The sequence below is a fragment of the Caulobacter vibrioides OR37 genome (assembly GCF_000372645.1).
Lineage (GTDB): Bacteria > Pseudomonadota > Alphaproteobacteria > Caulobacterales > Caulobacteraceae > Caulobacter > Caulobacter vibrioides_E.
This window is the reverse complement of sequence record NZ_APMP01000015.1, coordinates 18,529-44,724: the sequence shown is the minus strand read 5'-3', so window position 1 is coordinate 44,724 and position 26,196 is coordinate 18,529. Positions and strand designations below refer to the sequence as shown.

Sequence of the window (26,196 nt, the reverse complement as noted above, 5' to 3'; positions counted from 1 at the left end):
GTCCTGATCTAAGGGTGCAGGATCAGTGAGTTCGGGGTGGCCTCGAACCGAGACAGGCGGCCCAGATAGCTCATGCCCAGCAGCGAGTTCTCGAGACCCTTCTCGATGACCAGGGCGTCGACGTCGCGCACCTTGGCGCCGGCGATGGCGACGCTGGCCAGCTTGACCGAGGCCGCGCGGGTGCGGCCGTCGGCGGTGATGACGTTGTAGTCGTAGTTCAGCTTGCTGGTGTCGATGCCCAGGCGCTGGGCGTCGGCCATGCTGAGTGAAACGGCCGTCGCGCCCGTGTCGACGAGGAAGCGCACGGCCTTGCCGTCGACCGAGGCCTGGGCCCAGAAGTGGCCGTCGTCGCCCTTGGTGATCTGGGCCGCGCCGCCCTCGGCGCCGCCGAGCGTGGCCGTCGCGGCGGAAGGGGCGCGAAGCTCGGGGCGGCGGAGATCGTCCAGCGACACGACCGCCTTGGCCGCGCCGACCGCCGACAAGGCGCCCACGAGAGCGATCGCCGCGAACCTCAACATCAGACACCCCGCCATACAGGCTTTGAGACCGCTTCTGCGATCGTTGCCTCGATTATCGGCGGGCAGGCGTTTTCAAGCCGTGAATCAAAAGCGGCGATTTTCAGATCGTGGTTAACAATTCGACATCAAGTATATGTCGTATTGGTGCGAGTTTAATTACGCGGATTTAATGGGAAATATTACATACAGGTAATGGATATTATGTCTTGGAATTAACTTCGAAGGCCTCGGTGTCGACGCTATCTATCCCCTGGGCAATAGAGAGCCCGTGAGGGATGAAGTCATGAAAGCGTTTGTCATCGCGGCCGTCGTCGCCGCCTCGGTCGCGGGCGGGGCGCAGGCCGCCGGCTCTGGCCTCAGCGATCTTCAATTCCTGAAGGCCGCTCGCTGCCGTGGTCTGGCGAGCTCGGAGAACCTGGGCAAGCTGGACACCGCGTCGCTCGACGCGCTGCTGCGAAGCGAGTCCGCTCAGCGCGATCTGCCCGTGCAGACCTCGGCGAATGGGCGGATGACGTCCGCGCGCAAAGAGGCCGACGCCGCCACGGGCGACAAGAAGGCCAAGCTGATCGCCGAGCGCGATGAGGTCTGCGCGCCGTTCATGAGCGGCGCGAAATAGGCGTCAGCGTCCGCTGGCCGCCATCAGGCTGGCCATCGGATCCGGGCGATCGGGGAGGGCGGCCATGATCGCGGCGCGCTCCTCATCGCCAAGCCGGGCCCAGCCCGCGATCTCCTGCAGGGTGCGTCGGCACCCCAGGCAATAACCGGTGACGCCGTCGACCGCGCAGACCTTCACGCAGGGCGTGGCGATCGGGCGGGGCGGCTGGGCGGCGGTGGTCATCTCGTTTTCGATTTTCGGCGTTCGGCCGACGAAGCGCAAGCGTCGTCGGCGTGGCGCGGTCTTGTCCAATCGCAAGGAGTGTCCCATGCGCAAACTTATCGCTGTCCTCGCGGTCGCCGGAGTGTCCTTGGCCGCCGCGCCGGTATTCGCCGGCGAGCCCGCCTGGAGCGACAGCGAGTTTCTGAGCGCGAACCGCTGCCTAGGGCTGGCGCAGTCCAAGGATCTGGGCGTGGTCGATGCGACGGCCTTGATCGCGAAGATCAAGCAGGAGGGGCGGGGACGCATAGGCTATGTTCGCGATCGCGCCGATGAAATGCGTAGCGCCGCCCTGCGCGATGGGCGCACCCGCAGCGAAACCGTGAGGGCTAAGCTGACGGCGGAACGAGATGGCGTCTGCAAGGTTTATCTCGGCGCGACGGTCGCGGCAAACTGATCCGAGGGCCTTTGGGGTTGCTTTGAGCGCGGAGCGGTTTAAGTCCGCGCGTCATGACGTTCGAGACCGCTTCGCCCTTCGCCGACATCCGTCAACTGGCCGCCGCGCCGCCCGCGCCGGGGCCGTCTCCGACGCTGGAGCAAGGCGGACGACTGGCCGAGATCTCGGCCTGGCTCAGCGCCTGGAGCGGCAAGACCCCGCCCGCCGTCAACCGGCCGGTCGTGGCGCTGTACGCCGGCGCTCGTCAGGGTGTCGGCCCGCGCGGCTGGGCGCGCGAGCGGCTCGAAGCTATCGCCTCGGGCGGCGCGACCGTCTCCCGGCTGGCCGGAGCGCAGGGCGCGGGCCTCGAGGCCTTCGACCTGGCCATCGACCGCCCGTCGCCGGATTTCGTCGAAAAGCCGTCGATGAGCGAGAAGGAGGCGGCCGCGACCATGGCCTTCGGCATGGAGGCCCTGGCCAAGCAGCCGGACCTGCTGATCCCCGGAGTCATCGCCGCCGAGCCCGCCCGCGCCGCCGGAGCGATCTGTCTCGCCCTGTTCGGCGGCGAGGCCTCGGACTGGTCGGACCAGCCAGAGCCCGTCGCCGCCGCCGTGGCGCGCGCCAAGGCCGAGGGCATGGGCGAGGATCCGCTGGAGATCCTCCGTCAGCTGGGCGGTCGCGAGACGGCCGCCGTCGCCGGGGCCATCCTGGCCGCGCGCGTGCAGAAGATTCCGGTGCTGCTGGATGGCTACGCGGCCTGCGCCGCCGCCGCGATCGTGCGCGCCGTCGACCCCGCCGCCATCGAACACTGCATGGCCGCGCATGTCGGTCCGGCCAAGGGGCACGCCCGCCTGCTCGAAATCCTCGACAAGCGGCCGCTTCTGGCGCTGGATACCGCGGACGAGGAAGGGGTGGGCGGCGCCTCGGCCCTGGCGCTCGTCAAGCTGGCCTGCGAGGTCCGATAGGGCTTGCCGCCGCGGGGTTTTGGGCGGGCTAGGTGAACGCGGATAATATTCACTTCCGTTGACGCTAACGTCATCTTTCCAAACGGTCGTTCGACCGATATCGTGGCTCCCGAAACGCAATAACGGCCTCCCGCAGAGGGGCCGATTGAACGGGAGCCCGCCATGAATCTGGACTTCTCGCCCGAGGACCTCGCTTTCCGCGACGAGGTTCGCGCCTTCATCGCCGAGAACTATCCGGCGGGCCTGCGAGACAAGCAGGAAGAAGGCGAGGAGATGGCCAAGGAGGATTTCCTGTCCTGGCACCGCGTCCTGGCCAAGAAGGGCTGGATCGCTCCGGCCTGGCCGGAAAAGTACGGCGGTCCGGGCTGGACCTCGGTGCAGCGCTACATCTGGTCGGAAGAGACCGCTCGCGCCGACTGCGTGCCGATCCTGCCGTTCGGCATCAACATGGTCGGCCCGGTGATCTACACCTTCGGCACGCCGGAACAGAAGGAACGCTTCCTGCCGCCGACCCTGTCGGGCGACATCTGGTGGTCGCAAGGATATTCCGAGCCGGGCGCCGGTTCGGACCTGGCCAGCCTGAAGACCAAGGCCGAACGCTTCACCGGCGACGACGGCAAGGAATACTATCTAGTCAACGGCCAGAAGACCTGGACCACAATGGCCCAGCATGGCGACTGGATCTTCTGCCTGGTCCGCACCGACCCGAACGCCAAGATCCAGGAAGGCATCTCGTTCCTGCTGATCGACATGAAGTCGCCGGGCGTGACGGTGCGGCCGATCATCACCCTGGGCGGCGAGCACGAGGTCAACGAGGTCTGGCTCGAGAACGTCAAGGTGCCGGTCGAGAACCGCATCTACGAGGAAAACAAGGGCTGGACCTGCGCCAAGTTCCTGCTGGCGCACGAGCGTAGCGGCATCGCCGGCGTGGCGCGCTCCAAGCGCGGCATCGAGCGCATCCGCCAGATCGCCTCGACCGAACTGGGCGACGACGGCTCGGCCCTGATCCAGGACCCGATGTTCAAGCGCAAGGTCGCCGAACTGGAGATCGACCTGACGGCGCTGGAATATACCGAGCTGCGCACGCTGGCGGGCGAGGCGGCCGGCAAGGGCCCCGGTCCGGAGTCCAGCGTCCTGAAGATCAAGGGCACGGAAATCCAGCAACGGATCACCGAACTGGTGCTGGAAGCCGCTGGCCACTACGGCGCGCCGTACTTCCGCGGCTTCCCGAAGGACGGCGACAACGCCCATCCGATCGGCCCCGACTTCGCCCATCGCGCCGCGCCGACCTATTTCAACGTCCGCAAGACGTCGATCTACGGCGGCTCGAACGAGATCCAGCGCAACATCATCGCCAAGATGGTGCTGGGGCTCTGAACTAGAACTCTAGCACCCCTCCCCCTCGCGGGGAGGGGCTGGGGGTGGGGGTGTCAGCACGGACGCCAGGAGCTTTGCACCATTCCGACCGAGCCGATCGCTCGGCTAAGCGAATGCGTCGCGAGCCGACCTTGGCGGAAAAACTGTTCTGGAAGGCGCTGAGGAAGGTCGAGATCCCCGGATCCCACTTTCGCCGCCAAGCGCCGTTCGGACCCTACATCGTGGACTTCGTCTGCCATCGTCATCGGCTGATTGTCGAGGTGGACGGCGCGGTTCACGACCTGGACCATATCGCCGCCCGTGACCTCGAACGCCAAACTTGGCTGGAGGGTCGAGGGTATCGGGTGATCCGGGTTCCCAATTCACAAGCCATCAACGACCCGTATTCGGCAATCGAGAAGATCCTGGCGCTCGTCGGCGCCGACACCCCCACCCCTAACCCCTCCCCGCAAGGGGGAGGGGAACCATAAGAGGAAGCGCTCCCTATGGATTTCAACTTCACCGAAGAGCAGTCGATGGTCCGCGACACGGTCGCGAGCTTCCTGCAGGACAAGTACGACTTCGAGACCCGCCGCAAGATCGTCAGTTCCGACGCTGGCTGGCGCGCCGACTACTGGAAGGCGTTCGCCGAGGAACTGGGCATTCTGGGCGCTTCGTTCAGCGAGGAGCTGGGCGGCCTGGGCGGCGGCGCGATCGACAACATGGTCATCATGGAGGAGTTCGGTAAGGCGCTCGTGATCGAGCCCTATCTGGGCACCGTGGTGATCGGCGGCGGCTTCATGAAGCACTCCGGCTACGCCGGCGCGGCCTCGGTCGTCGAGGGCATCGTCGGCGGGACCACCACCATCGCCTTCGCCTATGCCGAGCCGCAGGCCCGCTACACCTGGCAGGACCTGAAGACGACGGCCAAGAAGGACGGCGCGGGCTGGACCCTGAACGGCCACAAGGCCGTGGTGGTCGGCGCGCCCTTCGCCACGCACCTGATCGTCACCGCCCGCACCGGCGGCGCCCAGCGCGACGCAGGCGGCGTCGGCGTGTTCCTGGTCGACAAGAGCCTGCCCGGCATCGTGACCCGCGACTACCCCACCGTCGACGGCAACCGCGCTTCGGAAGTCTATTTCGAGAACGTGTCGCTTCCGGCCGACGCTTTGATCTCCGAGGATGGCCTCTCGCTGGTCAACCAGGTGATCGACGAGGCCACCGCCGCCGTCGGCGCCGAGGCCGTGGGCGTGCTGCGCAAGCTGCACGAGGGCACGCTGGACTATGCCAAGCAGCGCAAGCAGTTCGGCACGGCCATCGCCAACTTCCAGGTGCTGCAGCACCGGATGGTCGACATGTTCATCGAGGTCGAGCAGTCGGTGTCGATGATCTATATGGCCACCATCAAGGTGGGCGAGGACGCCGCCGAGCGCGCCAAGGCCGTCTCGGCGATGAAGGTGCGCGTGGGCCGCGCCTGCAAGTTCGTGGGCCAGAACGCCATCCAGATCCACGGCGGCATGGGCATGACCGACGAGCTGGCCATTGGCCACTACTTCAAGCGCGCCACCATGATCGAGGGCCTGTTCGGCTCGGTCGATCACCACCTGAAGCGCTATGAGTCGCTGTCGTTCGATGCCGCCGCCTAAATCGGCGCACGGAATAGCAGCCTAGAATGCCCGAAACCGCCTGCGTCATCCCGACGCGGGCGGTTTTTTCTTGCCTGGTTCTCGGAAGGCCCGGGGCGTTGCGAGATCTGTCCCTTGGAAGCGCTCGCCCTCTCGCGATGTCGCGGGCTGATCAAGCTTGGCGCGGCGCGCGTCGAGTTGAGCGCCCGATCGTCTCGGCCAGCGGTGAAGCTTGATCGCCGGTCGAGCGCCAGAACTTGGCCTCGTCCTTGCGCCCAGCGGCGGATGGCCGACTTGGGCCGGCTGGCAAGTAGCGTCGAGCGAGAAGGGATTATCTTACAATGCTTTATGGAGGCGGTGAGCCGCGCGCTCGCGCGTGGAATCCTGCGATTGGACGGACACACGGGCGTGTCGGGCCCCGGAAGTCGCTTGTCACGTGCGTTTCGGGCCCTTCCGACATGGACTCCGACGACCATCCAAGGCCTCGGGAAAACGCGGTCCAATGCACGCTCGGATTCACGATAATAAATCAGTATACAGAGTATTTATCTGGGTGCGGAAGCCTGCCGCGACGGCCATCGTCCGTGCGCTGATATGCTCCTTATACGGATTATTTTTGCTTGCGCCGGGCCCGCAAAGGCGCATGATCTCCCCCGACGCGCTGACGACTAGGAGGGTGTGAACCCCTGTAAGCCGCGCGCGTCTCCTGGTCCTAACGGCTATGTCTGGGAGACGCCGCCATGAATGTATCGAAGATGAACCACGCCATGTTGTCGTTCGCCCTGATCGGGGGAATGTTGGTGGGGCGGCCGAGTCCAAAACCGGCCAAGTCGTCGTCAAGCTCGACAGAGCGCAAATAGTCCCAAGGGGCCCCACACCCCACGAAAAAGGCCTCCGTCGGTTTCCCGGCGGAGGCCTTATTTCTTCATGCGACTTTCGAGGCTCAGGCCTTGGGCTTGGCCGCCGTGTTGCATTGGGCGATCGCCGCGTCGTCCAGTGAAACGCCGCGATAGCTGAAGGCGGTCACTTCGCCCAGTTGGCCGACCAGCTTGCGGCAGGCGCGCGCGACGGGCAGCGACTGGACCTTGCTGGCGGCGCAGCTGTCGCCTTCGCAGTTCCAGACCGAACCTTCGTGGATGAACTTGGTGATGGTCGTCGGGGCCTTCAGCTTCAGCGAAGCGCCTTCGTTGTCGGCCGCGAAGGCCGGGGCGGTCATCAGGGCGCAGGCCATCAGGCCCGCGAAAGCAGCGGTACGCATCTCGTTGGTCTCCTATCCCCACGCCGGATGGGAGATCCGGCGCATGAGCGCGGGCGGACGTCCGCCATCTTGCTCATGCCCATAGTGCGTCTTTTTTGAAAACTAAGTCAACTGGCTAAGTTCGGCGGGTTCGCCGGCCGACGCGACCTGAGCGTCCCAGGACAGCAGAGCGGGGGTGACGTCCTCGGCCTTCTCGACCGCGCGCCAGGCGTTCGCCAGGCTGGGCGGGGTCAGGCCCTCGTCGATCGTGTGGCGGATCAGGGCGAAGAAGGGATCCCAGAACCCGCGCGGGTTATGGAACACGATCGGCTTTTGGTGAAGATCTAAACGACGCCAAGATAGCAATTCGACGATTTCTTCCAGCGTGCCGATCCCGCCGGGCAGCACGACGAAGGCGTCCGAGCGCTCGTACATCATCATCTTGCGCTCGTGCATGTTGTCGACGACCACGGTCTCGACGTCATCGAAGGGCTGCTCGCGCCCGCGCAGGAAGGTCGGGATGACGCCCAGCACCTTGCCGCCAGCGGCGTGCGCGCCCCGGGCCGCGGCGCCCATCAGTCCGACCCCGCCGCCGCCATACACCAGCCGCAGGCCGGCCTTGGCGAAGCTCTCGCCGATCCGGTGCGCGTCGGCGATGTAGGATGGATCGGCGTCATTGGACGATCCGCAATAGACGCAGACGGAGCCCAGGCGGCTAGACTCGTTGGGCATCGTCGTCCACTCCACACAAAGACGGCGGCGCGCGAGGATGCGCGCCGCCCGCCAGTTTCCTATTTGAGGCCGCATGATCAGGATTCGGTTCCAGGCTTTCAAGTCGCCGATCGTCGCCATGGGACTCGCGGCGGCGATGCTGGCCGCCTGCGGCGACGGCGCGCCGGTGACGCCCGAGGAGCACAGCAAGCCCGACAGCGCCGAGGCCGGCTATCTGGCGCCGCCCACGGTCGAGAGCGTCGGCCGCGCGTCCGGTCAGGTCGCCCTCTCGGGCCAGGCCACGCCCAAGGCCGAGGTGCGGCTGCGCGCGCCGACCGGCGAGACCGTCAAGACCAACGCCGATCCCGCCGGCCATTGGAGCCTGACCCTGCCCATCCGGCCGGGCGTGCGCCTGTTTGGTCTTTCGGAGACCCACGCGGGCAGAACCGTCCAGGCCGAGGGCTACATGATGGTCTCGGAGGACGGCGACGTCGCCCAACTGCGGGCGGGGGCGGGCGCCTATCGCTTGGTGGCCGGGTCATCCTCGCCGAAGATCCTGGCGGTCGACGTCGATCGCGAGGGCGGGGCGGTGGTTTCCGGCGTGGCGGCGCCGGGGGCGGGGCTCAATGTCCGCGTCGATCGCACGACGCGGGGCGGCGGGCGCGCCGACGATCAGGGCCGTTTCTACATCTCGCTGCGCGATCAGCTGGCGCCCGGCGCGCATGACGTCCAGATCGGCGGCGAGGGGGGCGAGGACGCGGTGAGCGTCGTCGTGTCGTCGCCCGCGCCCCTGACGGCCGGCCCAGTCCGCTCGGAGCGCACGCCGACGGGCTGGCGCGTCGACTGGTTGACGCCCGGCGGCGGCGTCCAGACCACGCTGCTGATCGGTGACGGACGATGAGGGGCTTGGGCGGGCCGCCCTCCGCCAGCCGCGCCGCCACGCCCGGCGCCATCGCGGCGGCTGACCAGCCGGTCAGGTTCTGGGCCGCGATGGGCGATCTCGTCCGGCTGGTGGCGCGCTCGCGGGCGCCTGGTCTGCGCTGGCGCGTGACCGTCGCCCTTGTCCTGACCCTGTCGGGCAAGGCGTTGGGCGTTCTGGCGCCGCTGATGCTGGGTAAGGCGGTCAATCATCTGTCCGCCGGCCATGGCGCGACCGTAGGGGTGACCTGGGCCTTCGCCGGCTTGGCGGCGGGCTGGGCCTTCGTGCGCTTCGTCGCCGCGGCCGCTCCCCAAGCGCGCGACACCATCTTCACGCCGGTGGCCCAGGCCGCGCAGAACCGCGCGGCGGTCGAGACCTTTTCGCACGCCCTGTCCCTGTCGATGGACTTCCACCAGTCCAAGCGCACCGGCTCGCTGTCGCGGGTGATCGATCGCGGCGCGCGGTCGATGGACTTTCTGCTGCGCAGCCTGGTGTTCAACCTGGCCCCCACGGGCGTCGAACTGATCATGGCGGCCGTCGTGCTGGCCAAGGCCTATGACTGGCGGTTCGCGGCCGTGGCGATGGGGACGGTGGCGCTTTACGGCTATCTGACCTTCGCCATCTCGGACTGGCGCATCGGTCACCGTCGCGCCCTGAACGAGGCCGACGCCGAGGCGGCCGGGCGGGCGGTCGACGCCTTGCTGAACTACGAGACCGTCAAGTCGTTCGGCGGCGAGGCGCGCGCCGTCGGCGGCTATGCCGGCGCGTTGGACCGTTATGGCGAGGCGCAGATCAAGGCGACCAATTCGCTGAACCTTCTGAACCTGATCCAGTCGGCGGTGATGAGCCTGGGGCTGGGCGGCATGGCGGTGCTGGCGGGCGCCGAGGCCGCCGCCGGCAAGATCGGTCCGGGCGACGTCACCGCCGCCGTTCTGATCCTGATCAACCTCTATGCGCCGCTGAACATCCTCGGCTTCGCCTATCGCGAGATCCGCCAGTCGCTGATCGACATGGAGGCGATGCTGGACCTGCGTCGCCAGACCGCCGATGTGGCCGACGCGCCGGACGCGCGCGACTTGCCGCCCCGCGCCGACCAGCGCGGCGGCGCGGTGGCCTTCGATAACGTCTCTTTCCGCCACGACGCGCGATCGGAAGGTCTATCGGACGTCTCCTTGACCGTCGCGCCGGGGACCACGGTGGCCATTGTCGGCCCCTCGGGCGCGGGCAAGACCACGCTGGTGCGTCTGGCCTTGCGGATGATCGACCCCCAGGCCGGCCGGGTGACGCTGGACGGTCACGATCTGCGCGACCTCAAGCAGGCCTCGCTGCGCCAGGCCATCGCCCTGGTTCCGCAGGACGTGGCTCTGTTCAACGACACCCTGGCCGCCAATATCGCTTTCGCACGCCCGGACGCCGGCGAGGCCGAGGTGTGGGCGGCGGCCGAAGCCGCTGAACTGGGCGACTTTATCCGCAACCTGCCCGACGGCATGGCGACCAAGGTCGGCGAACGCGGCCTGAAGCTGTCGGGCGGGGAGCGTCAGCGGGTCGGCATCGCCCGAGCCCTGCTGGCCCAGCCGCGCGTGCTGATCCTGGACGAGGCCACCAGCGCGCTGGACGGGCGCACCGAGGCGGCCATCCAGGCGACCTTGCGCAAGGCCCGGGCGGGGCGAACGACGCTGGTCGTGGCGCACCGCCTTTCGACCATCGCCGACGCCGACGAGATCGTGGTGCTGCGCCGGGGCAGGGTGGTCGAGCGGGGGCGACACGAAGCCCTGCTTCAGGCCGGCGGCGAATACGCGGCCCTCTGGCGTCGTCAGACGCGGGAGCGCGAGCCCGTCTAGAGTGTTTTTCTTGTCGCGAGCCGGGGGCTATACCGGACACGACCGCCACCCAGGGAGTTCCGCCTTGCGCTATCTGCACACCATGGTCCGCGTCCGCGATCTAGACGCCTCTCTGCGGTTCTATTGCGACGGCCTGGGGCTCCGCGAAGCGTATCGCATGGAGAACGAGAAGGGGCGCTTCACCCTGGTTTTCCTCGCCGCGCCGGAGGACCTGGAGGCCGCCAAGGAACGCAAGGCCCCGCTGGTCGAGCTGACCTACAACTGGGACGACGAAGAGTACCAGGGCGGGCGCAATTTTGGTCACCTGGCCTATCGGGTCGACAACATCTACGAGACTTGCCAGCGGCTGGCGGACATGGGTGTGACGATCAATCGCCCGCCGCGAGACGGCCATATGGCGTTCGTGCGCTCGCCGGACGGCATTTCGGTCGAGTTGCTGCAGGACGGCAGCCTGGAGCCGGCCGAGCCCTGGGCCTCGATGCCCAATGTCGGCGCCTGGTAGCCTGCCTTAACCCCCCGGCGTGGCGTTGACCCCGGCCAGCTCTTCCAGCCGGCGACGCGGGGCGTCAGCTATGCCGGTCCATAGGATACGGGCCAGTTCCATCCGATAGGCGGTGGCGTAGCCAGGCACGAACATGCCTTGCGCGCTATCGCGCGTGGCGGCGCTCAGGGCGCGGACAAGATCCATGCGGGCTAGTATGGCCTTGCGATCGACCGGCGCCTCGCTGTCCGAGGACCCGACCCGCTTGTCCAGTTCGAGCGCGGCCTTGACGGCCAGACTGACCAGGGCGGGCAACTGCCCGGTGTCGCCCCTGGTCTTGCCGCGGATCTCGGGCTTGGCCGGGTCCTTGTTCGCGAGTTCGAAATCCAGCGTCGCGACCACGCGCTGCAGCGTGGCCGGCCAATGGTCATTCGCGGTCGTCATGATGAATTCCTAGCCCCCCGGCATCTTATCCATCTTTCGGATAGCGATGTTCGCGCTCGGGTCAAAGGGGACGGGGCTTCTCGTCCTCGCTTTGGGCTCGACGCGCCTCTGGAAAAGCAGAGGGCGGCTTGCCAAATGCGGGGCGCGTTTTCTGTTCAAGAGGGCCTATCGCATGACGGATCTAGCCGCCTTTCCGATCACCAAGCGCTGGCCCGCCCAGCATCCCGACCGCATCCAGCTCTATTCGCTGCCGACGCCCAACGGGGTGAAGGTCTCGATCATGCTGGAGGAGACGGGTCTTCCTTACGAGCCGCACCTGATCGACATAGGCAAGAACGAGACGTGGGGTCCAGAATTTCTGTCGCTGAATCCGAACGGCAAGATCCCGGCGATCATCGATCCCGATGGTCCCGGCGGCCAGCCGCTGGGTCTGTTCGAGTCCGGCGCGATCCTTGTCTATCTGGCCGAAAAGACCGGCCGCTTCCTGCCGACCGATCCGGCGGCGCGCTATGAGACCCTGCAGTGGGTCTTCTTCCAGATGGCCGCCATCGGCCCGATGTTTGGCCAGCTGGGCTTCTTCCACAGGTTCGCGGGCAAGGACTACGAGGACAAGCGTCCCCGCGACCGCTACGCCGCCGAAAGCAAGCGCCTGCTGGGCGTGCTGGAGGAGCGTCTGGCGTCGCGAACCTGGATCATGGGCGACGACTACACCATCGCCGACATCGCCACCCTGGGCTGGGTGAGGAATCTGGTGGGCTTCTACGAGGCTGGCGACCTGGTCGACTATGGCGCGCTGAAGCATGTGCCGCGCTGGTTGGAAGCGGGCTTGGCGCGGCCGGCGGTGCAGCGCGGCGTCAACAGTCCCGCGCGTCCGTGAGGGGCTCGGGGCGCCCGCGACCTTTTGGCCGAGATGACGAAAATTAGGATCTCATTAACCATAACGGGCCGATTTTCAGGTGTCTTCTTTGAAGGCACCCACCATCACTGACTTTGCCAGCCCGGCCGCGAGGTCGGGCTGTTTTTTCGAAATTAGGCGCTTGCATCGGCGCGGCGAGGCGGCTATCACGCGGCCTCTTCTGAGAGCGACCTGTTCCGCGGTAGCTCAGTGGTAGAGCAGCCGGCTGTTAACCGGCTGGTCGTAGGTTCGAATCCTACCCGCGGAGCCACTCCTCCTCTCGCAGGAGCTTTCCAAAAAAGCAGCGACTTGGTCGGGCTGAGAGCCCGCGTCGTCGCGTTTCGCGAAACCCGATCTTCATGGCTTGCATCGACTCGAAGCGGTCGCTATCACGCGGCCTCTCTTGAGAGCGACCTGTTCCGCGGTAGCTCAGTGGTAGAGCAGCCGGCTGTTAACCGGCTGGTCGTAGGTTCGAATCCTACCCGCGGAGCCACTCCCCCGCCGAGCGGGGGCTTTCCACATCAATCCCACGACGGCTTCGACCGGATCGTCAGCGGCGCGCCGCCGTCCGCGTGAACCGAAACGCGATCGCCCTGGCGCTCGAAGGTCAGGTCGACCATCTCGGAGCCAACGCGCAGGCGCTCGACCTTCAGCCGGTCGATGCCGATGGGCAGGCGCGGATCGACCAGGATGATCTCGCCGCGATTGGCGTCGATCGTGATGCCGAGACAGGCTTGCAACATCATGAACACCGATCCGGCCGCCCAGGCCTGGGGCAGGCAGGCCACCGGATAGGCCACCGGAGGTTCGCCGGCCGAGCGGGGAAAGCCGCAGAACAGCTCCGGCAGGCGCATCCCCATCCGGCTGGCGGTCTCGAACAGGGCCGAGGTCAGCTTCACCACGCCGTCGCGCTCGCCGTAGCGAGACAGGCCCATGACGCACAGCGCCGTATCGTGCGGCCATACCGAACCGTTGTGATAGCTGATCGGATTGAAGCGCGCCTCGCCGGCCGCCAGGGTCCTTAGCCCCCAGCCCGAGTTGAAGGCGGTCGACAGCAGCTGGTCGGTGACCTTGCGGGCGCGATCGGGCGAGGGCAGGCCGCAGAACAGCAGATGGCCCGGATTGGACGACAACACCCGGCAGAGCCGCCCCTGGCCGTCGATGGCGATGCCGTAATAGCCGCGCTCGTCCATCCAAAAGCGCCGTTCCACCTTTTCGCGCAGGGCGGCGGCCTTCTGGCGCCATAGCGACGCCTGGCCGGTCTCGCCCCGCCGCTCGGCCAGACGGGCCATCTCGCGATAGGCGGCGAAGGCGTAGCCCTGCACCTCGACCAGGGCGATGGGGCCGGACGGGTAGCGACCGTCGGCGTGGAACACCGAGTCCTCGCTATCTTTCCAGCCTTGGTTGGACAGCCCGCTGTCCTGACCGCGCGCGTAGTCGATCAGGCCATCGCCGTCGCTGTCGCCGTCGTGCTCGATCCAATGCATGGCGCGCAGCAGGGCTGGCCACAGCGCGTCGATCAGCGCGTTGTCGCCGGTGCGGGCCTGATAGGCGCCGGCCAGGGCCACGAACAGCGGCGTGGTGTCGACCCCGCCATAGTAGCGGCCGAACGGCACCTCGCCCAGCGCCGGCATCTCGCCCTTGCGGGTCTCGTGCATGATCTTGCCGGGCGCGCTGTCGCGGAAGCTGGAGCGCTCGAGGGCTTGGTGCGCGGCGAGGTAGCGCAGAACGCCCTTGGCCAAAGACGGCTCGAACCAGAGAATCTGCCAGGCGGTGATGATGGCGTCGCGCCCGAAGGCGGTCGAGAACCAGGGGATGCCGGCATAGGGATAAGGTCCGGTCTCCATCCGCGTGGTCAGCAGGGCCAGATCCGAGCGGGACTTGCCCAGCCACTCGTTGAACAGGCGTCCGGAACTGTTCAGACGCGCTCCGTGCCGTCGGCGCGAGCGCATGTCCCAGCGCGCGCGCGCGGCCGCGTCGCGAAAGCGCTCGCGGCTGGGCATGTGGCCGTCGACCACGCCGATCTCCAGATAAAGGTCCGTCTCGCCCTCGGCCTGCAGGGTGAACATGAACTCGGCCTTGTACGGGCCCAGGCGATATGGCGCGTCCGAGAAGGCGATGTACGAGGAGCGCTCCACGCCATCCAGGCCGATATAGCTGTAGGCCACCCGTCGACCGTCGATATGCGGCGGGCCCTTCACGCCGCGTCGGGGGCGATGCGCGCCGCGCACCTCGAACATGTCCTTGAAGTCGGCGTCGAACTCGAGGGTCAGGGGCAGCAGGACGGTGTCGCGACTGTAGTTGACGCAGCGAATCCGCTCGAACAGCCGCTCGCCCCACAAGAAGCGCTTGCGCTCGATATGCAGCACGCCCGGCGGCCCCATCGGACCGCCGGGGTAGGGCAGGGCCTGGTTGGCGCCATTACAGGTGAAGAAGACGTTGTCGTGCGCCACGGCCGCCGACAGCAGGGATGGCGCGCGGCCGCCCAGCGTCAGGCGAAACAACGACAATATCCGGGTGTCGTTGTGGAACAGTCCATCGCCTAGGCCGGCGATGTCGCCGAACTGATCGGCGACGATGAACGTGTCCTTGTCCTTGAGGGCGTAGAGATTCTGTGGCGCGCGAACCTCCGCCGTCACGCCGTAGTCGACCGGAGCTTCCAGCGCCGGCGCGAGAGTCTCCATGACCCCTCCTTCATGTCGTCAGGCGCTTTGCGCCAACTCGACGAGGGAGGGATAGACGGCGTGACCGCCGCACAGTCGTTCGTACAGCGCCACGTACCGCCGAGCCATCGCCTCGGACGAGAACCGTTCCTCGAAACGCAGACGAACGCGTTTTCGATCCAGACCGTCGACGCGGAGGATGGCGTCGGCGGCCTCGTCGTCGTCGCGAACGATGAACCCCGTGACGCCGGGATCGATCACCTCGGGCACCGAACCGCAGGCATAGGCCACGACCGGCGTGCCGCAGGCCATGGCCTCGATCATCACCAGTCCGAAAGGCTCCGGCCAGTCGATCGGGAACAGCAGGGCGTCGGCCCCGCCCAGGAAGGCGGACTTTTGGTGGTCGCCGATCTCGCCGATGAACTCGATCAGCGGATCGCCCAGGATCATCGGGGCGATCTTGTCCTCGAAATAGGATCGGTCGGCCGGGTCGACCTTGGCGGCGATCTTCAGCTTCCGGCCCAGGCGCTTGGCCAGCATGATCGCACGGTCGGGCCGCTTCTCGGGCGAGATACGCCCCAGGAAGGCCAGGTAGCCGTCGCTCTTCGGGCTGAAGTGGTAGAGATCGGCGTTCATGCCGTGGTGGACCGTACCGGCCCAGTTGGCGAACGGCAGGGGGCGGCGCTGGTCGTCGCTGATCGAGACCAGCGGGAACTGCGGCCAGCGCTTGTAGACCGCGGGCAGATCCTTCAGGTCCAGACGCCCGTGCAGGGTCGTCAGGGTCCGCTCGGCGCGGTCGGCGAAGAACGGAAACTGCACCATGTCGGTGTGAAAGTGGATGACGTCGAAGCTGTCGGCGAGGGCGCGGACCTCGGCGATCTGGGCGAGATGGGCGGCGAGATCCGATTTCAGGGGGGCGGGGTCCAGGCGAATGGCCTGATCGCGAGTGGCGACCAGACGGGCCTTGGTCTGGGCGTCCGCGCTGGCGAAGAGCGTGACCTCATGGCCCAGGTCGACGAGGGCGTCGGTCAGGTGCGCCACGACCCGTTCGGTGCCGCCGTAGAGGCGCGGGGGAACAGCCTCGTAGAGGGGAGTGACCTGGGCGATCTTCATGAGACGGACCTTGCACGGAGGAACTGGAACGCGGCGCTGGTCCGCTCGACAACAGTTCCGCCGACGGCAAATGGTTCCGCCGACCGCCTTTTTGCCGCCTTATTGCGGCGACTCGCGCTGACGACGCTCCAGGCGTTCTCGACGCTCGCGCTCTTCCCGCGCTTCGCGCTGTCGGCGACGCCAACGGCCATAGGCCTTGCGAAGAGCATCGTCGAAATGCGGCGACAGATAAATCAGCACAAGCGCAATGATCGCGAGCGCGAGCACCAAGGGCGCGTTGGACATGGCATTTCCCCACGAAGCCACAATATTGAAATGCTTCCCCCCTGGGGCGGTCTTACCCGCCCGGATTGTTGTATACCCAGAGACGAAAGTCGTTCAATCAACGTTCGGTGACGGTTCTTGGGAAGGGAATATCCGCTGAACTTTTGAACGCTCGCGACCGGATGGCTGGAGTTGATGTCGCTTTTTAGGCCGTCGCGACATGGGAACGGCGCCCGCGCGGCTTGGGATCGCATTGCGTTTCGGTCAAGCCCGGACCTATAAGCCTCCTCGAAAGTCCAGTCCTTCGAGGGATTCCATGAGCACCGACTTCGCCGCCGCGCGGCTGAACATGGTCGAGAGCCAAATTCGCACCGCCGACGTCACCGACCTGCCGTTGCAGGACGCGTTGCGGGTGGTGGCGCGCGAGACCGTCGTGCCGCCTTCGAAGGCCTATCTGGCCTATGCCGACGCCGATATCGAGTACGCCCCGGGGCGCTGGCTGCTTCGTCCGCGCGAAGTGGGCAAGCTGCTGCAGGCTCTGAAGCCGCGCGAAGGCGAGAAGGCCCTGGCCATCGCCGCGCCCTACGCCGCCGCCGTGCTGGAAAAGATGGGCCTGGCGGTCACTCGCCTGGAGGGGGACGATCTGAAGACCGCGCCGGCCGGGACCTTCGACGTCATCATCTGCGAAGGCGCGGTCGCCGCCGCGCCGAAGAGCTGGCGGGACGCCCTCGCGGTCGGCGGCCGGCTGGGCGTGGTCGAGCGCACGGGTCCGGTGGGCCGCGCCGTCATCTATCTCCGCGCCGAGGACGGCGTGGGCCGTCGTCTCGACTTCGACGCCTCGCCGCCGATCCTGGCCGGCTTCGAGGTCGAGCCCAGCTTCAGCTTCTGAGTGCGGGCGGCGCCCGCGCGGGTTACCCCCCGCCGCAGACGCCGCAACGTGCGCGTGAAAAAAGCTTAACTAGCGGCGGCTGGCGGTCGGAATTACACGCCCTCATATTGTGGCGCGCGCGCGTCGCGCGATTGGGGATAGAATTTTGATGTCGAACCGTCGACGGGCCGGGTGGCTGGCCGCCGTTTGCAGCGCGGGCCTCATGGTGGGCGCGGTCGGCGCCGCGCACGCCGAGACCCTGGCTGACGCCATCGCGCTGGCCTATCAGACCAACCCGACCCTGCAGCAGCAGCGCGCCAGCACGCGCATCACCGACGAAAACGTCGTTCAGGCCAGGACGGGCTTCCGGCCCACCGTGGGCGGTCAGTTGCAGGTGGCCGGTTCGAACACCGGGCAGCCCGTCGGTCCCGATCTCAAGGCCTCGAGCAGCAGCGCGACCCTGTCGATCTCGCAGCCGCTTTACACGGGCGGTCGCGCCAGCGCCAACCTGACCGCCGCCGAGGCCGACGTGCTGTCGGCGCGCGAGAGCCTTCGCGCCGTCGAGCAGGGCGTGCTGGCCAATGTCGTCCAGGCCTATGTCGATGTCCGCCGCGACCAGGAGCGCCTGCGCATCGCCAAGGAAAACGTGGCGGTCCTGACCCGTCAGTTGGATGAGTCGAACGCCCGCTTCGACGTGGGCGAGATCACCCGCACCGACGTGGCCCAGTCGCAGGCGCGCCTGGCGGCCGCTCGGGCCGGTCTGTCCTCGGCCCAGGCCCAGCTGGAGGTCAGCCGCGCGGCCTATGCCGCCGTTGTCGGCCAAAGCCCTGGCGACCTAGCCCCCGAGCCGTCGCTGGCCGGGCTGCTGCCCGGGGCGGTGGACCAGGCGTTCGAGGCGGCCCAGTCGCGCAATCCCAGCGTCACCGCCGCGCAATACGCCGAGCAGGCCGCCGCCGCGCGCGTCGCCGTGGCCAAGGCCGGTTATCGTCCGACGGTCTCGGCCAGCGCCTCGCTGGGCTATGCGGCGCAGCGCGCCGCCGGCGTCGGCAGCCAGTTCGACGACTACAACCACGCGGTCACTGGCGCGGTGACCGCGTCGATCCCGATCTTCACCGGCGGTCTGACGACCTCTCAGGTGCGCGCCGCCACCGAGCGCGAGAATGTCGCGCGCGGCGCGACCGAAAGCGCCAAGCGCACCGCCATCCAGCAGGTCTCCAACGCCTGGAGCAACCTGCTGGCGTCGCGCGCCAATCTGGTGTCGAACCAGGAGCAGGTCCGCGCCACGCGCATCGCCTTCGAAGGCGTGCGTCAGGAGCAGCAGGTCGGTCTGCGCACCACCCTGGACGTGCTGAATGCTCAGCTGGAACTATCGAACGCCGAGGTCGCGCTGGTCGGCGCCCGTCGCGACGAGTACGTGGCCAGCGCCGTCGTGCTGCAGGCCATGGGCCAGCTGGACGTCGGCAAGCTGGCGGCCGACACCAAGACCTACGACCCCAAGGTCTCGTATGATCGTGTCACGCATGGCGTCGGCTGGACGCCGTGGGAGCCGATCGTCGAGGCGATCGACAAGGTCGGCGCGCCCTCGACGGGGTCCAAAGTCGCGCCAAAGTAGGCCTCGCGCCGCGTCGATTCAGCCCACAACGAATCCTTGAGCTTGCTTAAGACGCTCAAGTCTGCACCATCCCGGCTAAGCGCGCCCCAAGGCGCGCAAGGATTCGTACCTCTTTACGACGGCCTCGCACATGTCCGATCAGAGCTCTCAAGAACCTACGATGGAGGAAATCCTCGCCTCCATCCGGCGCATCATCTCGGAGGATGACGCGCCCGCGGAGCCTGCCGCCGAGGCCGCGCCGCCGCCTCCGCCGCCCGAGCCGGAGCATGTCGAGGATGATGTTCTCGAACTGACGGACCCGATCTCGCCGGAGCCCGAGCCGGAGCCCGAGCACCCGCCGCTGGAAACCGTCGGCGACCTCGACGTCTATTCGCCGCCGGAGCCGGCCCCCGTCCACACGCCGCCCCCCGCCGCGCCCGCGCCGGTGTTCAATCATGACGACATCGCCGACAAGCTGGTCGGCGATCACGCCGCCTCGGCGGCGGCGTCGGCCTTCGGCAGCCTGAGCTCGGCCCTGCTGATGCCCAAGGACGGCCGCACCCTGGAAGATGTCGTACGCGAGCTGCTGCGCCCGCTGCTCAAGGAGTGGCTGGACCAGAACCTGCCGCGCATCGTCGAGACCAAGGTCGAGGAAGAAGTCCACCGCATTTCGCGCGGTCGCGGCGTCTAGTCTTCCGAAAGACCCGAGAAATCGAGGCGGTCGCCGTGGCGGCCGCCTTTTTCGTTTCAGAATCCGTCAGAAAACCCAGGCCCGCCGGTTTCCCGACTGGGCCGCAGATGGCATATCCGCTCCGCCATGCTCGAAAAAACCTTCGATCCCAAATCCGTCGAACCCCGCCTGTACGCCGCCTGGGAGGCCTCCGGGGCCTTCAAGCCCAGCGAGGACCCGAACGCCGAGCCGTTCGTCATCGTCATCCCGCCGCCGAACGTGACGGGCTCGCTGCATATCGGCCACGCGCTGAACAACACGCTGCAGGACGTCTTGACCCGCTTCCACCGGATGCGCGGCAAGGCCGCCCTCTGGCTGCCGGGCACCGACCACGCGGGCATCGCCACCCAGATGGTCGTCGAGCGCCAGCTCGCCGCCCAGGGCAACATCGGCCGCCGCGACATGGGCCGCGAAGCCTTCGTCGACAAGGTCTGGGAATGGAAGGCCGAAAGCGGCGGGGCCATCACCAACCAGCTGCGCCGGCTTGGGGCGTCGTGCGACTGGTCGCGCGAGCGCTTCACCCTGGACGAGGGCCTGTCGGCCGCCGTCCGCAAGGTGTTCGTCCAGCTCTACAAGCAGGGCCTGCTTTATCGCGACAAGCGGCTGGTCAACTGGGACCCGCAGTTCCAGACCGCCATCTCTGATCTCGAGGTCGAGCAGAAGGAGGTCGACGGCGCCTATTGGCACTTCGCCTATCCGCTGGCCGACGGCGTCACCTACCAGCACCCGATCGCCTTCGACGACGAGGGCAAGCCGACCGAGTATGAGACCCGCGACTACATCGTCGTGGCGACCACGCGTCCCGAGACGATGCTGGGCGACACCGGCGTCGCGGTTCATCCCGACGACGAGCGCTACAAGGGCCTGGTCGGCAAGTTCGTGACCCTGCCGATCGTCGGCCGCCGCATCCCGATCGTCGCCGACGACTACGCCGACCCGACCAAGGGCTCGGGCGCGGTGAAGATCACCCCGGCCCACGACTTCAACGACTTCCAAGTCGGCAAGCGCGCGGGTCTGGAGGTCATCAATATCCTGACCGTCGAGGCCAAGCTCAATGGCGCCGTCCCGGCTGAATATGTCGGCATGGACCGCTTCGTCGCGCGGAAGGCCATCGTCGCCCGCGCCGAGGAAGAGGGTTGGCTGAAGGAAATCGAGAAGACCAAGCACATGGTCCCGCACGGCGACCGTTCGGGCGTGGTCATCGAGCCCTTCCTGACCGACCAGTGGTACGTCGACGCCAAGACCCTGGCCCAGCCGGCCCTGAAGGCCGTCGAGAGCGGCGAGACGGTCTTCGAGCCCAAGCACTGGGAAAAGACCTACTTCGAATGGCTGCGCAACATCGAGCCCTGGTGCGTTTCGCGCCAGCTCTGGTGGGGCCACCGGATCCCAGCTTGGTTTGGGCCAAAGTTTGATGGAGCGGCTAATCGCGCTTCGCCTAACGAGTTTGAAATTTTCGTCGCAGAGACGGAAGATGAGGCGCGTCAGCTAGCATACGATCACTACCATGCGCTCCGGATGGAGCGCCACGATATCGATGTACTGGCTGGTAAGCCGGATTCTGCCGATTTCATGAAGCTTCTGGATCGGTTCTGGAATCACGGCGGGCCTATCCCAATCTGGCGCGACGAAGACGTCCTCGACACCTGGTTCAGCTCGGCGCTTTGGCCGTTCTCGACCCTGGGCTGGCCCGAGAAGACCGCCGACCTCGCTAAGTTCTACCCGACCAGCACCCTGGTGACGGGCTTCGACATCATCTTCTTCTGGGTCGCCCGGATGATGATGATGGGCATCCACTTCATGGGCGAAGCGCCGTTCAAGCAGGTGTTCATCAACGCCCTCGTCCGTGACGAGAAGGGCGCCAAGATGAGCAAGTCCAAGGGCAACGTGATGGATCCGCTGATCCTGATCGACGAGCTGGGCTGCGACGCGGTGCGCTTCACCCTGACGGCGATGTCGGGCCAGGCGCGCGACATCAAGCTCTCCAAGCAGCGCATCGAGGGCTATCGCAACTTCGGCACCAAGCTGTGGAACGCCTCGCGCTTCGCGCAGATGAACGAGTGCGTCCGCGTCGAGGGCTTCGATCCGGCGACCGTCCAGCAGCCGATCAACAAGTGGATCCGCGGCGAGACGGTCAAGACCGTGGCCGAGGTCACCCAGGCCCTGGAGGCCCCGGCGTTCGACGAGGCGGCCGGCGCGCTCTATCGCTTCGTCTGGAACGTGTTCTGCGACTGGTACCTGGAGCTGGCCAAGCCGATCCTGAACGGCGATGACGCCGCCGCCAAGGCCGAGACCCGCGCCACCGCCGCCTGGGCGCTGGACGTGATCCTGAAGCTCTTGCACCCGGTGATGCCGTTCATCACCGAGGAGCTGTGGGGCAAGACCGCCGAGTTCGTCGGCCCGGCGCGCGACACCCTGCTGATCTCGGCGAAGTGGCCTGAGCTGCCGGCCGAATGGATCGACGCCGAGGCCGAGGCCGAGATCGGCTGGCTGGTCGAGACGGTGGGCGAGATCCGCTCGATCCGCGCCGAAATGAACGTGCCGCCGTCGGCCAAGCCGGCGCTCAGCGTCGTCGGCGCCGGTCCGGAGACCAAGGCTCGCCTGGCCCGTCACCGCGACCTGCTGCTGACCCTGGCGCGCCTCGACAGCGCCCGCGAGGCCGAGGCCGCGCCGGCCGGCTCGGTCCCGATCGTGATGGGCGAGGCGACCGGCGCCCTGGCCATCGCCGACTTCATCGACCTGGCGGCCGAGAAGGCGCGTCTGACCAAGGAAATCGCCGGTCACGCCGGCGAGATCGACAAGGTCAACAAGAAGCTCGGCAACCCCGACTTCCTGGCCCGCGCCAAGGAGGAGGTCGTCGAGGAAAACCGCGAGCGCCTCGCCGAAGCCGAGGCCGCCAAGGCCAAGCTGGAAGCCGCGCTCAGCCGACTGGAGTCGGTGGGGTAGGGACTTCCAAGGCACGGCCGTCATCCCGCGCCTTGTGCGCGGGACCCCTCTGCCTGCCGCGCGGGCGAAGAATATTCGCGCTCGCAAGCGAAAGCTGAACCATGGGCGCCGCGCATGAAGCGCGGGATGGGCGACGTTTGGGAGCGCGTCGCGATCAGGCCGGCCCGTCTAACTTATCAACGATCCCTTAGCGTCAAACGGACGTTTGCATCCGGCTTCGCGCTGTGCTCTCTGGTCGTCGAACGCGCTCGATAGACAAGACGCGACGTCATACCGGGAGAGTATTCATGACCCAGGCCGCCGCCGCCCCCGCCGCCATCCCTTGGCCCGCGATGTCCGTTCAGCAAGCCTACGCCTTGATCACCCAGCCTGGCACGCCGGGTGAGATGGAGGAGATCGAGATCCGGGGGGTGAAGACGCGGGTCTGGAAGAACGCGCCGCCGACCCTTCGCGACACTGTCCTGTTCGGCCGCTCGCACGGCGACAAGATCTTCCTGATTCACGAGGGCGAGCGTGTCAGCTTCGAGGCCTTCTATCGCGCCGTGACCCACATGGCCGCCGAGCTGGAGGCCTTCGGCGTCCAGAAGGGCGATCGGGTGGCGATCGTGATGCGCAACCTGCCCGAATGGCCGGTGGCGTTCTATGCCGGCCTGTCGCTGGGCGCGATCGTCACGCCGCTGAACGCCTGGTGGACCGGGCCTGAGCTGGAATACGGCCTGACGGACTCGGGGGCCAAGGTCGCGATCGTCGACGTCGAGCGCTACGAGCGCCTCGCCGAGCACCTGCACAACTGCCCGGACCTGCAACGGGTCTATGTGAGCCGGTCCAGGGAAGAGATCACCCGTCCCTACGTGATCCATCTGGAAAACGTGATCGGCGGCCCCAACGACTGGGCGGGGCTTGACGAGAAGCCGATGCCGACCGTCGCGATCGCGCCCGATGACGACGCGACGATCTTCTATACCTCGGGCACGACGGGCAAGCCGAAGGGGGCCATCGGCACCCATCGCAATATCAACAGCAACATCTTCGCCGCCGCCGCCGCCTCGGCCCGCGCCTTCCTGCGGCGCGGCGAGGCGCCGCCCCAGCCCGACCCCAGCCTGCCGCAGAAGGGCTCGCTGCTGTCGGTGCCGTTCTTCCACGCCACGGGCTGTTTCGCGGTGCTGAACCCCTCGCTGTTCGCCGGGGCCAAGCTGGCGATGATCCGCAAGTGGGACCCGGAAAAGGCCATGCAGCTGATCCAGGACGAGAAGCTGACCCAGATGGGCGGCGTCCCGACCATCGCCTGGCAGATCATCGAGCATCCGAACCGCGCCAACTATGACCTCTCGTCGCTCGAGAACGTCGCCTACGGCGGCGCCCCGTCCGCGCCGGAGCTCGTGCGCAAGATCAAGGAAATCTGGCCGAAGTCCTCGCCCGGCAACGGCTGGGGCATGACAGAAACCTCGGCCACCGCGACCTCGAACTCGGCGGAGGACTACGAGAACCGTCCCGACAGCTGCGGCCCGGCCGTGCCGGTCACCGATCTGAAAATCATGACCGTCGATCAGCCCTATCGCGAGCTGCCGATCGGCGAGGTGGGCGAGCTGTGGTGCAAGGGGCCTCAGGTCGTGCGCGGCTACTGGAACAAGCCCGAGGCCACGGCCCAGACCTTCGTCGACGGCTGGGTGCGCACGGGCGACCTGGCGCGCCTGGACGCCGAGGGCTTCTGCTTCATCATCGACCGCGCCAAGGACATGCTGATCCGGGGCGGCGAGAACATCTACTGTATCGAGGTCGAGAACTGTCTCTACGACCACCCGGCGGTCATGGACGCCGCCCTGGTCGGCATTCCGCACAAGACGCTCGGCGAGGAGCCGGCGGCGGTCGTGACCCTGAAGCCGGGCGCGGAAGCCACCGAGGCCGAGCTACGGGCCTTCGTGGCCGACCGGCTGGCGGCCTTCAAGGTGCCGGTCAAGGTGCTGTTCTGGCCCGAGACCCTGCCGCGCAACGCCAACGGCAAGATCATGAAGAACGAGCTGAAGAAGGTTTTCGTGGAAGGGTAGGTCCGCGTTTCCACGCTGGAGAGACGGGCCCGCATCGACTGATGCGGGCCCTTTTAGTTAGAGCGCGTTAGGTTTAAGTGCGAGCGGTTAAACCGCTCGAGCGCGCTCTAAATATTTGAATTTATAGCCTGTTTATCCGCTTCAAATGATTCCATTTGAAGCGGACAGGCTCTAGGCGAAGACCGGAGGCCTGCGGTGCGCCCAGGGCTGGGCCTCCTCCAGCTGGTAGGCCAGCTGGAACAGCAGCGCCTCGCCGCCGGCGCGGCCGGCGATCTGGACGCCCACCGGCAGTCCGTCCGGCGTCCGGTGCAGCGGCACGCTCATCGACGGGGCGCCGGCGACGTTCTGCACCGGCGTGTAGCCGACATAGGTCGTCAGGCGGGCCTGCAGCTCCTGGAAAGGAACCCAGCCGGCCACATAGCCCAGCTCGACCGGCGGTTTGCCCAGGACCGGCGACAGGATCACATCGTATTGGGTCAGCCAGGCGTCATAGAGCTGCATGTCGGTGTTCAGGCGCTCGATGGCGGCGGGCAGGGCCGAAGCGGGAAGCTGACCGATCAGCTTGGCCATCGCCAGGCTGAAAGGCTCCAGCAGCGTCTCGTCCGGCTCGCGACCGACGGCCTGACCGATCGCCGTGACCAGGTCCGCCGCGCCGCTGGCCCAAAGCACCGTGAAATCCATGCTGAACTGGCCGCCGTTCATCGGCCAGTGGGTCGGCTCGACCTTGTGGCCCAGGCTCTCCAGAAGCTTGGCGGCGTTGTTGACGGCGGTCTGAACTTCCGGATCTGGGGTCACCCCCGTGCCGGTGTTCATCACCAGGCCCACCTTCAGCGACCGCTTCAAGGGTTCGCTGATGACGCCGACCGGCTTGAACACCGCGTCGGCGCCCGTCCGTTCGGTCGCCGCGAACAGCGCCGCGGAGTCGCGCACGCTGTGCGAGACGCAGTGCGACACCGAGATGTCGATGCCGCGCGCGACGGGACGGCCCGGCAGCATCCGGCCGCGCGAGGGCTTCAGACCGAAAAGGCCGCAGTTGGCCGCCGGGATGCGGATCGACCCGCCGCCGTCGGTGGCGTGGGCGATCGGGACCATGCCGGAGGCCACCGCCGCGGCCGCGCCGCCGGACGAACCGCCCGACGAGCGGTCCGTGTTCCAGGGATTGCGCGTGGGCGTAAAGCCCATCGGCTCGGTGGTCGGCAGGAAGCCGTATTCCGGCGTCGCCGACTTGCCGATGACGACGAAGCCCGCCGCGTCGAAGGCGTCGACATAGGGCGTCTGGGTGGTCTCGGGGAGCGCGTTCAGGCCGCTGCGCGAACCATTGCGGGTGGGCAGGCCCTTATAGGGATCCAGGTCCTTGACCAGGAAGGGCACGCCCGCGAACGGACCGCTCAGCTGGCCGGCCTTGGCCTTGGCCAGGGCGCGGTCGAAGTCAGAGGTGACGATCGCGCCGATCTGGGGCTCCAGGGCTTCGGCCTTGCGGATGGCGTCTTCCACCGCCTCGACGGCGCTGATCTCCTTGCGGCGAATGCGACCCGCCAATTCCGTGGCGTCTGAGGTCCAGGGCGTAGTTGCGGACATTGTTCTGGTCTCTGCCTTCACTGAAGATGCGGCCGCGACAGCGGCGGATGCGGCCAGAAGGCCGCGACGACTAAAGCGCATCGGTTTCACTCCCCCCGATGGGTCCGACGTCTGCCGCGCCGGTGCTTGGCGTCGAGTTGACCTGGAAGAGACCCCCGC

At 67.1% G+C, this 26,196-nt stretch carries 25 protein-coding genes and 2 tRNA genes; 18 read left to right on the top strand and 9 right to left on the bottom strand.

Annotation, left to right across the window (positions count from 1 at the left end; translation table 11 throughout):
- Nucleotides 1-8: 8 nt before the first annotated feature.
- Complete coding sequence (locus OR37_RS12425) at nt 9-518, bottom strand: TIGR02281 family clan AA aspartic protease (protein ID WP_004620267.1); 510 nt, start codon at nt 516-518, stop codon at nt 9-11.
- A gap of 283 nt (nt 519-801) precedes the next feature.
- Here OR37_RS12425 and OR37_RS12420 point away from each other — a divergent pair, with 283 nt between their 5' ends.
- On the top strand, nt 802-1,134 hold the full coding sequence (locus OR37_RS12420) for a hypothetical protein (RefSeq protein ID WP_004620265.1): 333 nt from the start codon (nt 802-804) through the stop codon (nt 1,132-1,134).
- A gap of 3 nt (nt 1,135-1,137) precedes the next feature.
- Here the strand turns inward: OR37_RS12420 and OR37_RS12415 are convergent, their stop codons facing one another.
- Nucleotides 1,138-1,356 (bottom strand): DUF1289 domain-containing protein, encoded by a 219-nt coding sequence (locus OR37_RS12415; RefSeq protein WP_035017361.1) that lies wholly within the window; start codon nt 1,354-1,356, stop codon nt 1,138-1,140.
- A gap of 85 nt (nt 1,357-1,441) precedes the next feature.
- Here OR37_RS12415 and OR37_RS12410 point away from each other — a divergent pair, with 85 nt between their 5' ends.
- From OR37_RS12410 to OR37_RS21460, 6 genes are all read left to right on the top strand, one after another.
- Nucleotides 1,442-1,789 (top strand): hypothetical protein, encoded by a 348-nt coding sequence (locus OR37_RS12410; RefSeq protein WP_004620262.1) that lies wholly within the window; start codon nt 1,442-1,444, stop codon nt 1,787-1,789.
- Between the two features lie 53 nt (nt 1,790-1,842).
- Entirely contained in the window at nt 1,843-2,733 is an 891-nt protein-coding gene (locus tag OR37_RS12405; protein WP_004620260.1) for a nicotinate-nucleotide--dimethylbenzimidazole phosphoribosyltransferase, read from the top strand.
- 162 nt (nt 2,734-2,895) lie between these two features.
- Nucleotides 2,896-4,110 carry an acyl-CoA dehydrogenase family protein gene (locus OR37_RS12400; RefSeq protein ID WP_004620257.1) on the top strand — a complete coding sequence of 405 codons (1,215 nt, stop codon included), beginning with the start codon at nt 2,896-2,898 and terminating at the stop codon, nt 4,108-4,110.
- A gap of 44 nt (nt 4,111-4,154) precedes the next feature.
- On the top strand, nt 4,155-4,580 hold the full coding sequence (locus tag OR37_RS12395; RefSeq protein ID WP_326972915.1) for an endonuclease domain-containing protein: 426 nt from the start codon (nt 4,155-4,157) through the stop codon (nt 4,578-4,580).
- A 15-nt stretch (nt 4,581-4,595) separates the two neighbouring features.
- Nucleotides 4,596-5,735, top strand: coding sequence for an acyl-CoA dehydrogenase family protein (locus OR37_RS12390; protein ID WP_004620252.1), 1,140 nt, complete (start codon nt 4,596-4,598; stop codon nt 5,733-5,735).
- Between the two features lie 704 nt (nt 5,736-6,439).
- Nucleotides 6,440-6,574, top strand: a complete 135-nt coding sequence (locus tag OR37_RS21460; protein ID WP_106404379.1) for a hypothetical protein — start codon at nt 6,440-6,442, stop codon at nt 6,572-6,574.
- An 83-nt stretch (nt 6,575-6,657) separates the two neighbouring features.
- Here the strand turns inward: OR37_RS21460 and OR37_RS12385 are convergent, their stop codons facing one another.
- Together OR37_RS12385 and OR37_RS12380 are read right to left on the bottom strand one after the other, a co-directional pair.
- Complete coding sequence (locus OR37_RS12385) at nt 6,658-6,972, bottom strand: CC_3452 family protein (RefSeq protein WP_004620251.1); 315 nt, start codon at nt 6,970-6,972, stop codon at nt 6,658-6,660.
- A gap of 102 nt (nt 6,973-7,074) precedes the next feature.
- Nucleotides 7,075-7,683 (bottom strand): TIGR00730 family Rossman fold protein, encoded by a 609-nt coding sequence (locus OR37_RS12380; RefSeq protein ID WP_004620248.1) that lies wholly within the window; start codon nt 7,681-7,683, stop codon nt 7,075-7,077.
- Between the two features lie 73 nt (nt 7,684-7,756).
- Here OR37_RS12380 and OR37_RS12375 point away from each other — a divergent pair, with 73 nt between their 5' ends.
- From OR37_RS12375 to OR37_RS12365, 3 genes are all read left to right on the top strand, one after another.
- A complete protein-coding gene (locus OR37_RS12375) occupies nt 7,757-8,563 on the top strand; it encodes a hypothetical protein (protein ID WP_004620247.1) in 807 nt (268 codons plus the stop codon).
- Nucleotides 8,560-10,422, top strand: a complete 1,863-nt coding sequence (locus tag OR37_RS12370) for an ABCB family ABC transporter ATP-binding protein/permease (protein ID WP_004620245.1) — start codon at nt 8,560-8,562, stop codon at nt 10,420-10,422. The genes OR37_RS12375 and OR37_RS12370 overlap by 4 nt, the downstream gene beginning before the upstream one ends.
- 64 nt (nt 10,423-10,486) lie before the next feature.
- On the top strand, nt 10,487-10,924 hold the full coding sequence (locus tag OR37_RS12365; RefSeq protein ID WP_004620242.1) for a VOC family protein: 438 nt from the start codon (nt 10,487-10,489) through the stop codon (nt 10,922-10,924).
- A gap of 6 nt (nt 10,925-10,930) precedes the next feature.
- On the opposite strand, the gene OR37_RS12360 is transcribed toward OR37_RS12365, so the two are convergent.
- Nucleotides 10,931-11,347, bottom strand: a complete 417-nt coding sequence (locus tag OR37_RS12360; protein ID WP_004620240.1) for a hypothetical protein — start codon at nt 11,345-11,347, stop codon at nt 10,931-10,933.
- Between the two features lie 172 nt (nt 11,348-11,519).
- Here OR37_RS12360 and OR37_RS12355 point away from each other — a divergent pair, with 172 nt between their 5' ends.
- From OR37_RS12355 to OR37_RS12345, 3 genes are all read left to right on the top strand, one after another.
- Nucleotides 11,520-12,224, top strand: coding sequence for a glutathione S-transferase N-terminal domain-containing protein (locus OR37_RS12355; protein WP_004620237.1), 705 nt, complete (start codon nt 11,520-11,522; stop codon nt 12,222-12,224).
- Between the two features lie 214 nt (nt 12,225-12,438).
- Nucleotides 12,439-12,513 (top strand) — tRNA-Asn (locus OR37_RS12350).
- A gap of 147 nt (nt 12,514-12,660) precedes the next feature.
- Nucleotides 12,661-12,735: transfer RNA gene (locus tag OR37_RS12345), tRNA-Asn, on the top strand.
- Between the two features lie 28 nt (nt 12,736-12,763).
- Here the strand turns inward: OR37_RS12345 and OR37_RS12340 are convergent.
- The 3 genes from OR37_RS12340 to OR37_RS12330 all read right to left on the bottom strand — a co-directional run bounded on the left by OR37_RS12340 (nt 12,764) and on the right by OR37_RS12330 (nt 16,303).
- Complete coding sequence (locus OR37_RS12340) at nt 12,764-14,926, bottom strand: amylo-alpha-1,6-glucosidase (protein ID WP_004620235.1); 2,163 nt, start codon at nt 14,924-14,926, stop codon at nt 12,764-12,766.
- Between the two features lie 18 nt (nt 14,927-14,944).
- Complete coding sequence (locus OR37_RS12335) at nt 14,945-16,018, bottom strand: glycosyltransferase family 4 protein (protein ID WP_004620234.1); 1,074 nt, start codon at nt 16,016-16,018, stop codon at nt 14,945-14,947.
- A gap of 99 nt (nt 16,019-16,117) precedes the next feature.
- Nucleotides 16,118-16,303, bottom strand: coding sequence for a hypothetical protein (locus OR37_RS12330; protein ID WP_004620231.1), 186 nt, complete (start codon nt 16,301-16,303; stop codon nt 16,118-16,120).
- A gap of 295 nt (nt 16,304-16,598) precedes the next feature.
- Between OR37_RS12330 and OR37_RS12325 the strand changes: the two genes are divergently transcribed.
- The 5 genes from OR37_RS12325 (at nt 16,599) to OR37_RS12305 (ending at nt 24,459) form a co-directional block, all read left to right on the top strand.
- Nucleotides 16,599-17,171 carry a protein-L-isoaspartate O-methyltransferase family protein gene (locus OR37_RS12325; protein WP_004620228.1) on the top strand — a complete coding sequence of 191 codons (573 nt, stop codon included), beginning with the start codon at nt 16,599-16,601 and terminating at the stop codon, nt 17,169-17,171.
- Nucleotides 17,172-17,313: 142 nt separating this feature from the next.
- Entirely contained in the window at nt 17,314-18,762 is a 1,449-nt protein-coding gene (locus OR37_RS12320; RefSeq protein WP_081612934.1) for a TolC family outer membrane protein, read from the top strand.
- A 130-nt stretch (nt 18,763-18,892) separates the two neighbouring features.
- Nucleotides 18,893-19,432 carry a pole-organizing protein PopZ gene (popZ, locus tag OR37_RS12315; protein ID WP_035017348.1) on the top strand — a complete coding sequence of 180 codons (540 nt, stop codon included), beginning with the start codon at nt 18,893-18,895 and terminating at the stop codon, nt 19,430-19,432.
- 126 nt (nt 19,433-19,558) lie between these two features.
- The gene (locus OR37_RS12310) at nt 19,559-22,414 is read left to right on the top strand and encodes a valine--tRNA ligase (RefSeq protein ID WP_004620221.1); all 2,856 of its coding nucleotides are present in this window, start codon (nt 19,559-19,561) and stop codon (nt 22,412-22,414) included.
- 287 nt (nt 22,415-22,701) lie between these two features.
- A complete protein-coding gene (locus OR37_RS12305) occupies nt 22,702-24,459 on the top strand; it encodes a class I adenylate-forming enzyme family protein (protein WP_004620219.1) in 1,758 nt (585 codons plus the stop codon).
- 171 nt (nt 24,460-24,630) lie between these two features.
- On the opposite strand, the gene OR37_RS12300 is transcribed toward OR37_RS12305, so the two are convergent.
- The gene (locus OR37_RS12300) at nt 24,631-26,118 is read right to left on the bottom strand and encodes an amidase (RefSeq protein WP_035017346.1); all 1,488 of its coding nucleotides are present in this window, start codon (nt 26,116-26,118) and stop codon (nt 24,631-24,633) included.
- Nucleotides 26,119-26,196: the final 78 nt, after the last annotated feature.